Origin of the sequence: Paenibacillus sp. MABNR03, assembly GCF_050455445.1 — a bacterium.
Lineage (GTDB): Bacteria > Bacillota > Bacilli > Paenibacillales > Paenibacillaceae > Paenibacillus > Paenibacillus xylanilyticus.
Map to the genome: position 1 here is coordinate 415,648 of NZ_JBCIYR010000004.1, position 14,025 is coordinate 429,672.

A 14,025-nucleotide genomic window follows, 5' to 3' on the forward strand; every position below is an offset into this window, starting at 1 on the left:
CCATTGCAGGTTCAAGATTTATTGTATTATGGAAATATGTTACGTATAAAAAATATCTAATACAGTTTAGCGGGCTGAAGTGGAATCATATATTATTCCAAAGGAAGTGATCAGGATGTTGAAAGGGATTGTACCTATTTTGAGGATATTTGATGAGGACAAGGCCAGAGTGTTTTACGTTGACTATCTGGGGTTTGGCGTAGATTGGGAGCACCGTTTTGAAGAGGATATGCCCTTATATATGCAGATATCGCTCAATTCTGTTGTCCTTCATCTGTCCGAGCATCATGGCGATTGTACACCGGGGGCGGCCCTAAGAATAGAAACGGTTAATCTGGATGAATTGTGTGATAAGCTTAATCAGAAAAAATATAAACACTCCAGACCGGGGATTAATGATACGCCTTGGGGAATGAGGGAAATGACTGTGACGGATCCGTTTGGCAACCGGATTATTTACTATGAAGCTTCCAGCAAGATAGATTGAGGACTTAGCAAAGAGAAGGGGAGGGAAAGAATGATGGATTATTGGTTGGCTTTAGCTGGAAATACCATCGTTCCTTATGAGGTGACCAATATGGGTGATGAGACGGCAATCAATTAAAAAGACCGCCAAGAGTTTCTCCGGCGGCCTGATCATTTCTGTTGTTTACTGTGGATTGGTTGTCCAAATACCTGCAGCTTTAACAAATACACGGTCGGAGAGCTTGAGTGTCGCCAGAGCAAGCTCGGCTACATCTTCCGCTTGCATCATGCGGTCTTCGTCTCCAATCTTCAGACCGGCATTGGTCGCAAGCTCGGTATTTACCGTACTTGGTGTCAATGCTGTTACCCGAATGTTGGATTTGCGTACTTCTTGCATCAGGGATTCAGTCATCCCAAGCAGAGCGAACTTGGATGCACAGTACGCTGAACCTGTAGCGAATCCGCGCTCCCCTGCAGTAGAAGCGATATTAATGATACTGCCGCTGCTTTCCTTGATCATGCTCGGCAGTACGGCACGTGTGACGTAATATGTACCCATAACGTTGACATGCAGGATGCGCTCCCACTCTTCCGGATCCATGTCAAGCAATGTTCCGAAGCTGGCAATGCCTGCGTTATTAATGAGGATATCGACTGCACCAAGCTCCATTTCGATCGCTGCTACAGCGGCTTCAGCTTGGGTGCGATCGGAGATGTCAGCAACGGCACTTGTTACTTTAATGCCGTATTCCTGGCTCAAGGATTGCTGAAGGGCCTCCAGATCGGAGGCGGTACGGGCGATTAAGCCGAGATGTACACCTTCCTTAGCAAGTGCTTCAGCAATGGCGCGGCCAATGCCTTTACCGGCGCCAGTAATGACAGCCGTTTTATTTTTAAGTTCCATGTGGGTAACTCCTCCTTAAAAGTTGGACTGGCATTTAATTATACTATATTACCCACAGTTCGGATATTTGCTTCATCATTAATTAGTGATTTTGATGCTGCCTGAAGTGGTACGGGCCTTGATGACTTCCTGGTTAATCATCGGAGATTCCGGAACATTAACATCTCCGGAAGTGGCCCGGGCGTCATAGACTCCCTCAAAGTCCGGTGCGGCTTGAATGAATATATCTCCCGATTGTCCCGACACATCGATAGGCCCGGATGCAGCTTGCTCAACCTTCACGCTACCGGAAGTGAATTTGATCAAGGCGGCGCCGCTTAATTTGGTAATCTCGGTATCGCCGGATTGGATTCGGCTGTTCAAATCACCTGTGATCTGATCTGCCTGGAAATTACCGGAGTTCATAGACACATCCAGACTCCCGTGAATCCTGGAAGCTTCGAGATCGCCTGATGTTAATTCCAGTTCAATACGTGGGGCAGAGATATCTTCCAGCTGAATGGAACCTGAGGTATTATTCAGCTCAAGCAGATTGGCGTTTAAACCGGTCAAAGTCCAGTCGCTTGAAGAAGAATCGAGCTTAACCTCATTTAGTTGGTGCCCTTCAGGCAGGGCAACGGTAATTTTGGAATCACGGTCATTCCAATACAGAGTGAAAAACTGTAATTGCTCACGTTCGGTTTGGGACAGTTTAAATATTCCATCTGAAAAATTAGCCTGTTCGAAGCTTTGGATAACAGCTGGGTCCCATTTACCGTCTACCTCGATATAACTACCGGAGTCCGGGCTGACCACGAATTCGATATCCGCGCTAAAATTAGCATTCATGATTACACTTTGTAACTCATCACTTTTAAAATCCCATCGCTTGGAATATTCTTCTCGCTTGTCTCCGAACTGAACTCCATATATGGACGTTCCGAGCAAACCTATACCGATACAGATCACTGCTAAAGCCAACCATTTTTTTGTACTCATGCGGAAACGTCTCCTTTCATCGTCTTATTGTTCCATCTAAGGTATCGAAGAGTGGCTGCCTTGAAGCCCTTGAATACCGATTTCGCAGCAATGGCAAATAGAATACCCACACCAAATGCCCCAATGGCCACGAACAGTTCTGCCTTGTCAAAATGATTGAGAAAAAGGAAGTCCAAAGCAGCTGCGACAGGGGCCAAGACCAGCAAGGACAGACTGGCAATCACAAGCCACACCGACCAGAGTGTTAACCCCAGAGGAATCCCCAGGATCAAATTCAGAAAAATCAATCCAATTCCGGTAAAAAAGTTGCGAGCTGCTCGATTACTGCTCTTCGGTTGCCGCATTTCTCCGTAAGTCGGAGCGTAAAAGGGATCTGAGCCCGGTGTATTTACGTCATAGCGGTCACCAAGTGCTTCCCGTGCAATCTCTTCCGGACGGCCCAATTCACGGGCAATCTCCTCTTCCGGTCTGCCTTCTCGAAGTCCGAGTTCGAAATGCTGATCATAGTCTGCGAGCAACTCTGCCCGTTCCTGAGCTTCCATTGGCCGCAGATGAATTTCCATGGCCTGCATAAATTGTTGTCTATTCATTATGGGTTCCTTCCTCAATAAGATTTGCGACATTGCGCACAAATTCATTCCATTCTGTAGTCAAGGCCTGCATGTAATCACGACCGGTATCGGACAGCTTGTAATATTTACGCGGTGGCCCCTCAGTTGATTCTTGCAAATAGGTGGTGCAATAACCGTCTTGTACGAGTCTGCGCAGCAATGGATACAGTGCGCCTTCAGCAACTTCAATATGTTTGGAAACCGCCTGAGCCAGTTCGTAGCCATACCGATCCTGGCGGTTAATCAGTACCAGGACGCATAGCTCCAGCACTCCCTTTTTGAACTGGATATTCACGTTCACACAGGTTCCTCCTTATTCCTTCTTCAATCACTAGTGTGTATTGATCAGTAGTTATGGATTCATCATAGCATTCAGTACTGTTTAATGCAAGGTAGTGATTTAAAAATAGTTCCGTGTCACGATTCTGTCCTGAGTTATTGTCGTCTGGTGACATTATGGATCAATAACTTCCCATAAAACCAGCATACGCAAAACCCGGGTAAGATGCCTCCGTCCGAAGACGGAGTCCTACCCGGGTCTGTAAACCGAATCTTTACTATTATTCTGAGGCTTCAAGCATTTTGAGGTCTTTGACAGCGGGTCCTTCAATCACTTTACCTGCAAAATCGAAGCGGGAACCGTGACAAGGGCAGTCCCACGAGCGTTCTCCTTCATTCCATTCCACTTCACATCCCAGATGAGTACAGGTTGTATCGACCAAGAACAGTTTGCCACTGGTGTCCTTGTAGGCACCGGCCCGTTTGCCGTTATGACGAACCACGGCGCCCTCATCGTTGCCAATCTCGTTGACGTCCTTGTGAACAATGTCTACTTTGCCGGAGATTAATTCTTTTGCTACATTCGCGTTTTCTATAATAAAGTTTTTTACACCAGGATCGGCTTTGAATCTCGCGGGATCAAATACAGCGGCATGGGGGTTGTCACGACCGGTGATACGGTCTGCCAGGATATGTCCCGCCATTGTTCCTGTGGTCATGCCCCACTTGGCGAACCCGGTAGCAACATAGACCCGTTCATGTCTTCCGGTAATGGGTCCAATATAGGGTACCTTATCGATGGATATCAGATCCTGGGCAGACCAGCGGAAAGGAATGCTGCGGATCCCATAAGTCTCCTCTGCGAATCGTTCGAGGCGTTCGTAATGGCCATAGGTGCAGATCCCCTGTCCGGTTTTGTGGTTTTCTCCCCCGAAAAGAATCAGTTCCTTTCCTTCATGAAGCACTTTGCGCAGGGATCTGGTCGGTTCATCGTCCGATATATACATGCCGCCGGCATAGGTTTTTTGAGGTTCCACTGCAACAGCATATGAGCGCTCGGCGTGCAGCCTTGTAAAATAAAAACCCGGGTCATACACAGGGAAGTGGGAAGCCACAACGACATGTTCAGCTGTCACGGATGGACCATTACCATAGGTTCGTACATGAAGTGAGGCATCTTCCTCCACATCGGTCACCGTTGTATGCTCATAGATCTGCACCCCTTGCTTGACCGCTGAATCGAGCAGATAATGCAAATAAGCCAGTGGGTCGAAGCGAGCCTGACCAGGCATTTTTATGCCTGCCCTCGACGGAACCGGAATTGGAAGTGGGTCGACCCATTCACCCGGAATGTTCAGCTTGCCGTAGGCGGTAAGCTCGATCTCCAAGTTTTTCAGGTTATCCTCCGATTGAATATACACGTAGGCATCTTCTTCTGCCCACTGGCAATCGATCTGTTTTTCCCTCACCAGATTCTGCATCCAGTTGGCAGCTGCAGCATTGCCTTCATAATACATGCGTGCCTGTTCTTGTCCAAAGTGGTGGAGCAGTTCATCGAATATAACCCCATGCTGTGCAGAAACCTTGGCTGTGGTATGGCCGGTTGTACCATCCAGTACTTTTCCCGCTTCCAGAACCACTACACGCATGCCTGTTTGGGCAAGCAAATAGGCTGTTGTGATACCTGCAATGCCTGCACCAATAATGGCTACGTCCGCCTTGATGTCTTCAGTAAGCTTCGGATATGCATCGAATTCATGAGTAGCCCTCCAGATGGACTCCGGAACAGGGGGCAGGCCCGCTGGGGGCTGTTGGTTATCGCTCATTCGGTATTTCCTCCTTGATCTTTCTTCAGGTCAAATCCATGGTTCGTATCCCAGGCAAGCACGAATGGGACGTACTCCTATCCATGATTGCCACACTGTGTCCGAATAAAACGATCCGATGCAGACTTTACAGACTAATGTTCACATTTTCCTGTATAGAACCCCTGTTTTTTTTGCTGAACATGCTTTATGATAAGGTTATCGAAACCGTTTTAGTAAATGGAGAAAAGAACATAATATGACTCTTTAAAATGTTGATTTGGCAAGGTTTTTTGCCTGTATGAGAAGAGTATTGGTGTGTTGAAATGGACAGAGTATATTACATTTTATGTATTCGCTATCATCGACAAATAAACGATCACAAGCCCAAAGGAGATTCCAACCATGACCAATCAAACCAAATATCCATTTCAGGATACAACGCTCGAACTGGACACAAGAGTGAAAGACCTTGTATCCCGTCTGACCGAAGATGAGAAAATCGAATCCATGCTGCAATATCAGCCAGCCGTAGAGCGTCTGGGCATTGCTGCATATAAACACGGAACGGAAGCCGCTCACGGCCTGGCCTGGCTTGGCGAAGCTACATCCTTCCCGCAGCCCGTAGGATTGGCATGCACATGGGATGCGGAACTCATGGAAGAAATCGGCTCCGTCATTGGGGACGAGGCACGAGTGTTTTACAAACGGAATCCGGCTGTCAACGGTCTCACGCTGTGGGCACCTACGGTGGATATGGAACGTGATCCGCGTTGGGGCCGGAATGAAGAGGCTTATGGTGAAGATCCCGAACTGACCGCGGAACTTACAACTGCGCTCGTCAAAGGGATTCAGGGAGATCATCCGAAGTACTACAAGGCCGTTGCGACATTGAAGCATTTTCTTGCCAACAATAATGAAGTCGACCGCGGAAGCGGCTCATCCAGCATTGATCCGCGCAACATGCGCGAATATTATCTGAAAGCCTTCGAGAAGCCTTTCAAGGAAGGCGGCGCGCAGTCCATGATGACCGCGTATAACTCCATTAACGGAACGCCTGCACTGCTGCATCCATTCGTTAACGAGATTGTCAAAGGCGAATGGGGTATGGACGGTTTCGTTGTCAGCGATGCGGGTGATGTAATGGGGATCAAAAATGACCATAAGTATTATGACTCTCATACACCGGGTACCGTGGAATCGGTAAAAGCGGGAATCGACAGCATTACGGATGATGCTGATCTGTCCAAGCAAGCGCTCCGTGAAGGTCTGGAACAAGGAACGCTTACCATGGAAGATATCGATCTGGCGTTGTTTAATACGTTCCGTGTACGTTTCCGCCTGGGTGAGTTTGATCCGGCTGAAGGCAATCCGTATGCGTCCATTGGCGAAGAAGCGATGATGACAGAGAAGGCGAAGGCATTGTCCCTCAGAGCAGCAAGAGAACAGGTTGTTTTGCTCAAGAATGACAAAGGCACACTTCCGCTGGATAAAACAAAATCAGGCAAAGTGGCCGTTATTGGTCAGCTTGGCGGCACGGTCTATCGTGACTGGTACGCAGGCACCATGCCGTACAGTGTATCCCCGCTTGAAGCGATTAGCGGCAAAATAGGCAGCGACAAGGTTGCATTCAAGGATGGAAATGACCGGATTACGCTGACCTCGGTAGCAAACGGAAAAGCAGTTGGGCTGTCTGAAGCTGAGAAATCACCTGTCATTGCTTCTGGAGAGGCAGAGACGTTTACGCTGACAGACTGGGGCTTCGGAAGTTACACGCTGCAGGCAGAAAGTAACGGCAAATATTTGACGACAGATGAAGAAACGGTAACGGCTTCAGCAGATGAAGTGTACGGCTGGTTCGTCAAGGAAGTATTCCACCTGCTTCCGCAGGAAGACGGCAGTGTGGGCCTGACGACTTGGAATGGCAAAACGGTTACTGCGCCAAATGGCGGTAACGATGCATTCGCTGTGTCCGAAGAGTTGAAGTCTTTTGGAGTCACGGAGACATTTAAAAAGGATATTGTTGTGAACGGACTGGATGAAGCCGTAGCAGCAGCCAAGGAAGCCGAAACGGCGATTGTATTTGTAGGTAATAACCCGCTTGTGAACGGGAAGGAAGAGATCGACCGTCCAAGTCTGGATCTGGCTGAATCCCAACAGCGTCTGGTTGAGGCTGTATATGCTGCGAATCCGAATACCATTGTTGTTATTGTGGGCAGTTATCCGTTCACATCCAATTGGGTTCAAGAGAACATCCCGGCTGTATTGTACACTTCCCATGCGGGACAGGAGCTGGGTAACGCTGTGGCCGATGTGCTCTACGGAGATTACGCGCCAGCAGGCCGTTTGAACATGACGTGGGTACAATCGGCTGATCAATTAACGGATATCAAGGACTACGATATTATTCAATCCGGGCGTACGTATCAGTATTTTGAAGGCAATGTTCTGTATCCATTCGGACATGGATTAACGTATGCTCCGTTCAAATACAGTAACCTGGAGTTAAATCCTGGCCAAGCTGGAACCGAAGGAACGGTTAAAGTATCAGTTGACGTAACAAACAACGGAACCATTGCCAGTGATGAAGTGGTGCAGTTATATGTACGTGCCGGCAAATCCCGAGTGAAACGTCCGCTCAAAACGTTAAAAGGATTCCGTCGTCTCCATGTGGAAGCGGGAGCCACAGTGAAAGTGAGCTTCAACCTGCCGGTACAGGAACTGGCTATCTGGGATGTGACCCGGGATCGTTATGTGGTTGAAGCAGGAACATATTCCATCATGGTCGGCAAATCGTCATCCGATATTCAACTGGTTGCCGATCTGACGGTCGATGGGGAAACCATCCCTGCTCGTAATCTGAGCGTGGTAACACGTGCTGAGAATTATGACGCCTATTTCGGTGTGGATCTGGATGAGAGCAAAGAAGGGGGTACCTCTGTCCGTGTGATTGGCGAACAGGGATGGATTGCCTTCAAGGATGCAGATCTGGGCAGCCATGCAGCTGTCATTGAGGCACGTGTATCGGCTGAACAGGAAGGTGCAGTGCTCGAAGTGCGTCTGGATGCAGCGGATGGTACACTGGCAGGACGTGTCGACATTGCACAGAGCGGTGCGCAGCAATGGTCAACGGTCAAGGCTGACCTTCAAGGTGCAGCAGGTCAACGTGACATATACCTAGTATTGTCTGCGGGTGTACGTGTAAGCCATTTTGAGATCCGCTAAACCAACAGGCAGTACCAGCAACGATCAACATGAAAAAAGCCTCCGAGTAGATTCGGGGGCTTTTATGTTTGAACATCGTACTTATTTGCCGTTTATCTGCCATCAAACGTAATCAGTTTGTGCACAAACTGTTTTAGTTGCTGGCTGGTGTCATTCAGCTGTTCAATGGTACTCATGAAATTGGTAACCAATTCTGCCTGTTCCTGCGAGCTGGCGGTAATCTCCCCAAGCTCATTCTCCATCATATGAATGGATTGCCGGACAGCGAGGAGGGACTCCTCAATTTGGGTGGTTGCTTCTTTGGTGTCCACGGACAGTTTACGGATTTCCTTGGCAACGACGCCGAATCCTGCACCCGCTTCACCTACACGAGCCGCCTCGATGGCCGCATTCAGCCCTAGCAGATTGGTTTGTTCCGAGATCTCTCGAATGAAGCTGGCTACCTGAGTGACGTTCCCTGATTTCTGCACAGCTTCTCTGGAATTATTCCGGATTTCTTCTGTGGTGGCACTCAGTTCTTCGGAGTGTGCAGCCACATGCTGGACACTGTCAATGAGCTGGTTGGTCAGCTGCTCGGTCGCCTCCATGAGCTGTTGTAGCTGTGCCTGATCATCCATGCTGTAGAGCAGATTGAAGATGGCGATGACTTCACCCTGTTCATTTTTGATCGGAAGGTAGGACACATCAAACGGAACACCGAACAATTCTTTGGGATAATGATCAAATTGTTTCTCCGTACTGCCTTTCAGATCGGCAAAATCACGATTGGCTTCAAGCAGAGGGTCCCCCGCTTTGAATTCCAATTGCTTTAACGACTCTCCTGCAGAAAAGTATAGGAATTTTTCGCGATCAATAATGGAAAGGGTTACATCCTGACGTATGGTATCGCGGAAAAACGGCATGCATGTAATTAATGCTTGAATAATATCCATAACTGGGTCATAGCCTCCTGAGATGTATAATATAGAAAAGTGTTAAGGTTTATTTTAGTAACCACCTATATATTATATCGACATGTAATCAAGATCTGAGTAGCAAAAAAGAAAAATATTCCCGTTCAAAAAAGACACGAATCTCAGGATCCGTGTCTTTTGAATGGAAATGTAAGGTTCGATGATACTGTGGATATGAGGTCAGAGTAGAATATCATCTTCATTTAATGGAAAGAAAACAACCGTCACAATGCATCCATCTCGAGTGTAACAATCCTATTTTCCCTTAACGTTGCCTGCACATCAACCAATCGCTGATTGCGGCTCCCCCGAAAAGGTAAAGACACATCACGCTCAGCGGCCACATAAGGGCCGTCTATAATGACATCGCACAGTCCCGCCAGCTCCGCCCGTACAGGATCAGCAACAAGCTCTTCATAGAGAAATCCCGTATACGCCCACACTGTCTGACCAGGGCACGCTGCGCGAAAACGGCGAACCAAGGGGATGCATTGCTCAGCCGAGAAAAAAGGATCGCCTCCGCATAGCGTAATCCCGTCCAGTAGGGGGTGGGCAGTGACTTCACGCAAAATCTGCTGCTGCCGTTCCTCGGTAAACTGCTCCCCTGACCGGAAACTCCATGAATCCGGACTGAAGCATCCCGGACAGGCGTGGCGGCAACCGCTGATAAAGATGACAGCTCGCAGACCGGGACCTTCATTCACGGACTCGGGAATATAACCGTACAGATTCACTTATGTTTCACCCGGTCCCGGACTTCAGCTTGCTTCGCGGAATTGAAACGCACCTTGTAATCGCCGGTAAGATAACCGGTGACCCGGCGCAATCGCTGAAAGTGTACATGGTTTTCATGTGCTTCACAACCTGGGCACACATCTCCGATGACACCCTCATACCCACACGAAGGACAGCGGTCAATGGGGTGATTAATGGAGAAGTAACCGATATCCTGTGCCAGTGCATATTGTACAATGCGCTGGAAGGCGCTGGTATTGGCCCGTACATTTCCATCCAGTTCAACATAGGAAATGGCTCCGGCATTGCACAGCGTATGGAAGGGCGCCTCCAATTCAATTTTGCGATAGGCTGGCAGTGTGTAATAGACCGGGATGTGAAACGAGTTCGTATAGTATTCACGGTCAGTGACCCCTGGAATGAAGCCATACCGCTCACGATCAATCTTGGTAAACTTGCCGGACAGCCCCTCCGCTGGCGTGGCGAACAATGTAACATTCAGGTTATGCTGTTCACTCATTCGGTCACAGAATTCGCGCATGGTGCGGATGACGTTCAGCGCTTCACGGTGTATATGGGGATCCTGTCCATGATGCCGGCCATACAGGGCCGTCATGCATTCGGCAAGCCCAATGAAACCAATGGACAATGTGCCATGCTTCAACAGTTCAGCCACAGGCTCATCCGGTGCGAGCTGCTCGCCGCCTTCCCACACACCTTCTCTCATCATGAAATCGGATGCCTTGGCAGGCTGTGCCGTTTGAATGCGATAGCGGTGCAGCAGTCCGGAAGCCGCACGGTCCATCACCACTTCCAGTGCTTCATAGAATCCCGTGCGGTCCGCGACAGCCCGTGCCCCCTGGCAGATGCCATAACAAATGCCGAGCTTGACCAGATTGATGGTGTTAAACGACAGGTTGCCCTTACCGCTCTGACGATTTCGTCCGAAACGATCGGCCAGTGTGCGTGTCCGGCATCCCATGGTAGCAATGATGGTATCCGGATCTTCCGGGCGGTAGTAAGGCAGGTTGAATGATGCATCCACGTTGACAAAGTTGGGATACATGCGCCGGGAAGAACAGGTTACGGCAAGGCGAAACAAGTCATAGTTCGGCTCCCCTTGCGCCTGGTTGATTCCCTGTTTGCACTGGAAGATATGCTGTGGAAACACAGGGGTTTCCCCGCCACCGAGGCCGCGGATGGTTCCCTCCAGCAGAGAACGGGATACGAGCCTTCCCTCGGCAGAAGTACATAGTCCATAGTTCAGGGAGGTAAAGGGAATCTGTCCGCCTGCCCGGCTGCTCATGGTGTTCAGGTTATGAATCAGGGATTCGGCAGCCTGTCCAGTCTCAAGCTCTGTCTCTTCACAAGCGAAATCGTAAGCACGTGGGCACGCTTCCCGTGCCTCAAGGCTATCCAAATACAGCTGCTCATCACCGATTAGTGCATGTTCTCCAAGCAGCCGCTGACCCTTACGATAATGCTTGCGGAAGGATCGCTGTACATAAGGAGCAAGATCCCAGTCGATTTTGTTGGCGGAGACCCCGCCGTATTGGCTATTTTGCTGCGATTGAAAAATAATGGCGACCAGTGCCATGGCTGACATAATGGTCTGTGGCGTACGCACGGAACCATTTCCCGTATTAAATCCGGAGGCCAGCAGGCGATCAAACGGAATAAAGATACAATTGGTCGTTCCGAGCGCATACTGATCCAGATCGTGGACATAGAGATCACCGTTTTCCACAGACGCAGCAAGCTCATCCGGGAGCACATGACGAAGAGCATGCCACTTGGCCGTTTCCGAGCCGAGCCTGCTCATTTTGCCGCTGAACGAATCGCCGTTGAGGTTGGCGTTCTCCCTCAGTGTATCCGCGTCTTCTGCGCCAATAATTCGTCTTCCCAGGTCGGATAGTAGATCGGATGCCGATGGAGTGGCATACTCAAGCATGTTCATATCAGGTTCCTCCTAAATGATTTGTTTATGATTTGAATTCAATTAGATACTATATGTAGTTTTACATTATCCATTTATAAACTATATATGGATTTTAGGGTGTGATGATCATCACAACGCTACACTCTCCAGACTGAAGTTAACCGGTATTGATGAATAAAGGTTTTCAAAGTGAATGGGGAAGCGTATAATTTCTATTTATGCTGTGCAGGGGATGAGCGTGTTTACGCTATGATTCTCTTAGACATCTGTGGTGGTAAACATATATGTACATGTTGTGACAATGGATTAAGAAGAAGATTCGACCTTCATATACAGGACAGATTCATTTTTTGATATGGAAATGTAGAACTGCAGCTTAGACTTGAGGGGTGAATCATGGGAACGGTAGGCATGACTAGAGGTTTTTTTGAAAACATACAGGAAGCTGCGTCTCACATCGTGGACGTGTTAAGTGGGGTATTGAAGGTTAATACGATCTTCGTAGCCACCAATGATGGGATGACTAATGTCATTCTTGAAGCATTTAATCGCAGGGAAGAATGGGTCGTCAGAGGCAGCGAACTCCCATTTGAGTCCTCTTACTGCAGTCTGGTACTGCAAGATCCAACACATCATCTGACGATTACGGATACTGCCGCACATCCGCTAACTTGTTCAATGGGTGTAACGAGGGAGCTGGGTAATCGTTTTTTTGTAGGCATCCCCATTATGCGGCGTTCGGGTGAGACATTTGGTACGATTTGTATAATGGATGATCCAGACTATGTGATCAGTGAAGCTGATATGAAAACGTTGAACGCGATGGCCGTGTTTCTTGGGTATGTCGTTGATTTGGAGAGCAATCTGCTCCTGCAGAAACAAAAGCTGAATGACACGGAGCAGCTGAAGCACCAGTTGCAGATCGAGAAGGAACGTGCAGAGTCGGAAGCGATGACGAAGACACAGATGATTGCACTCATGAGCCACGAGATTCGCAACCCGCTCAACGGCATTCTTGGGTTAACCGATCTGATGCGCACACCGGATATGCCTGACGAACATGTGGAGTATGTGAACATGATCGAGACAAGCGGTAACATTCTGCTGTCCCTGCTAAACAATATAATGAACTTCAACATTAATGATACGGGTAAAACGGTAGTCCAGGACGATCCCTTTGATTTGGTTTCCACCATTGAGAATACCGTTTATTTGCATGTTGCTCAGGCCATGGACAAGGGAATTGAACTTGGTTTGAACCTGGAAATGAATATATCTCAGGTGTTCGTGGGAGATGAGGCCAAGATCGGCCAACTGCTCGCAAATGTGCTGAAATACGCCATTGATTCAACCCGTGCAGGTTCTGTACTGGTTAGAGCTCTTGTGGACGGTAATGACTTGGATGAGGTGGGTACTTTATTGCTCCATGTCAAATACACTGGGAGGATGTTGACGTCGGACAAAAATTTGCAGGCATTCAATACGCTGGATGGAAAGTTCAGCATCCAGAAGCTTGTGGGTACTAATCTCGGTTTGGCCGTCAGCCAAAATCTTGCCATTCTCATGCATGGTCATATTGAGGTAAACAGCTTGGGAGAAGAGGAAACGGAATTCCAAATCAGGCTGCCGCTGATCAGACACTGGGAACTTCCGCAGCTTGCAAGCATTCAGCAGCGATTGAAAGGCAAGAGGGTTCTGCTTGTCAAAGCACCCGACATCTTGCAGGGGGTATCTTCCCTCATGCGCAGATGGCAGATGGATGTTCACATGACTTCAGACTCGGAGCAGGCACATCAATGGATGGATGAGGGACTTGAGCCTGACGTTGCCGTGATCGATATGGGATTACACCAAGCGCATGCTGTCAAGTTAGTGCACGAATTGAAGAGCAGCGCAAAACAACTCCCGACCATCATTCTGGTACCGTACGGATTGCATATCGATCCGCATGAGGCGGGAATCGTTGATGCTGTTTTGACCAAGCCGGTGAGACAGTTGGATTTATTAAACGCGCTGAGCGCAATATTGCATTGAGCATAATAAGATTACATGGCGCACCTGAGCAGGTGCGTTTTTTATTGCTGGTAGGAAGAGGCACCCCGAACAATTCAATTTACTAAATTACCATTTT

The 14,025-nt window shown here is 48.5% G+C and carries 11 protein-coding genes; 3 read left to right on the forward strand and 8 right to left on the reverse strand.

From position 1 onward, the window contains the following. The first annotated feature begins 115 nt into the window (after window positions 1–115). Window positions 116–487 (forward strand): glyoxalase superfamily protein, encoded by a 372-nt coding sequence (locus AAIH57_RS21615; protein ID WP_175396782.1) that lies wholly within the window; start codon window positions 116–118, stop codon window positions 485–487. A 162-nt stretch (window positions 488–649) separates the two neighbouring features. Here AAIH57_RS21615 and AAIH57_RS21620 read toward each other — a convergent pair whose 3' ends face one another. The 5 genes from AAIH57_RS21620 to AAIH57_RS21640 all read right to left on the reverse strand — a co-directional run bounded on the left by AAIH57_RS21620 (window position 650) and on the right by AAIH57_RS21640 (window position 5,063). Beyond that, a complete protein-coding gene (locus AAIH57_RS21620; RefSeq protein ID WP_175396781.1) occupies window positions 650–1,369 on the reverse strand; it encodes a 3-ketoacyl-ACP reductase in 720 nt (239 codons plus the stop codon). A 78-nt stretch (window positions 1,370–1,447) separates the two neighbouring features. Beyond that, window positions 1,448–2,347, reverse strand: coding sequence for a DUF4097 family beta strand repeat-containing protein (locus AAIH57_RS21625; RefSeq protein WP_430022933.1), 900 nt, complete (start codon window positions 2,345–2,347; stop codon window positions 1,448–1,450). Then, window positions 2,344–2,937, reverse strand: coding sequence for a DUF1700 domain-containing protein (locus AAIH57_RS21630; protein ID WP_175396779.1), 594 nt, complete (start codon window positions 2,935–2,937; stop codon window positions 2,344–2,346). The genes AAIH57_RS21625 and AAIH57_RS21630 overlap by 4 nt, the downstream gene beginning before the upstream one ends. After that, window positions 2,930–3,259 (reverse strand): PadR family transcriptional regulator, encoded by a 330-nt coding sequence (locus tag AAIH57_RS21635; protein WP_175396778.1) that lies wholly within the window; start codon window positions 3,257–3,259, stop codon window positions 2,930–2,932. Before AAIH57_RS21635 ends, AAIH57_RS21630 begins: the two co-directional genes overlap by 8 nt. A gap of 259 nt (window positions 3,260–3,518) precedes the next feature. Beyond that, complete coding sequence (locus AAIH57_RS21640; protein WP_430022934.1) at window positions 3,519–5,063, reverse strand: FAD-dependent oxidoreductase; 1,545 nt, start codon at window positions 5,061–5,063, stop codon at window positions 3,519–3,521. A 384-nt stretch (window positions 5,064–5,447) separates the two neighbouring features. Here AAIH57_RS21640 and AAIH57_RS21645 point away from each other — a divergent pair, with 384 nt between their 5' ends. After that, window positions 5,448–8,267, forward strand: a complete 2,820-nt coding sequence (locus AAIH57_RS21645) for a glycoside hydrolase family 3 C-terminal domain-containing protein (RefSeq protein WP_175396776.1) — start codon at window positions 5,448–5,450, stop codon at window positions 8,265–8,267. A 92-nt stretch (window positions 8,268–8,359) separates the two neighbouring features. Here the strand turns inward: AAIH57_RS21645 and AAIH57_RS21650 are convergent, their stop codons facing one another. From AAIH57_RS21650 to AAIH57_RS21660, 3 genes are all read right to left on the reverse strand, one after another. Next, the gene (locus tag AAIH57_RS21650; protein WP_175396775.1) at window positions 8,360–9,199 is read right to left on the reverse strand and encodes a methyl-accepting chemotaxis protein; all 840 of its coding nucleotides are present in this window, start codon (window positions 9,197–9,199) and stop codon (window positions 8,360–8,362) included. A 245-nt stretch (window positions 9,200–9,444) separates the two neighbouring features. Further along, window positions 9,445–9,954, reverse strand: coding sequence for an anaerobic ribonucleoside-triphosphate reductase activating protein (nrdG, locus tag AAIH57_RS21655; protein WP_430022935.1), 510 nt, complete (start codon window positions 9,952–9,954; stop codon window positions 9,445–9,447). Further along, window positions 9,951–11,912 carry an anaerobic ribonucleoside triphosphate reductase gene (locus tag AAIH57_RS21660; RefSeq protein ID WP_430022936.1) on the reverse strand — a complete coding sequence of 654 codons (1,962 nt, stop codon included), beginning with the start codon at window positions 11,910–11,912 and terminating at the stop codon, window positions 9,951–9,953. Before AAIH57_RS21660 ends, nrdG begins: the two co-directional genes overlap by 4 nt. Before the next feature lie 393 nt (window positions 11,913–12,305). On the opposite strand from AAIH57_RS21660, the gene AAIH57_RS21665 reads away from it, so the two are divergent. Then, a complete protein-coding gene (locus AAIH57_RS21665; protein WP_430022937.1) occupies window positions 12,306–13,928 on the forward strand; it encodes a histidine kinase dimerization/phospho-acceptor domain-containing protein in 1,623 nt (540 codons plus the stop codon). The last annotated feature ends 97 nt before the right edge of the window (window positions 13,929–14,025 follow it).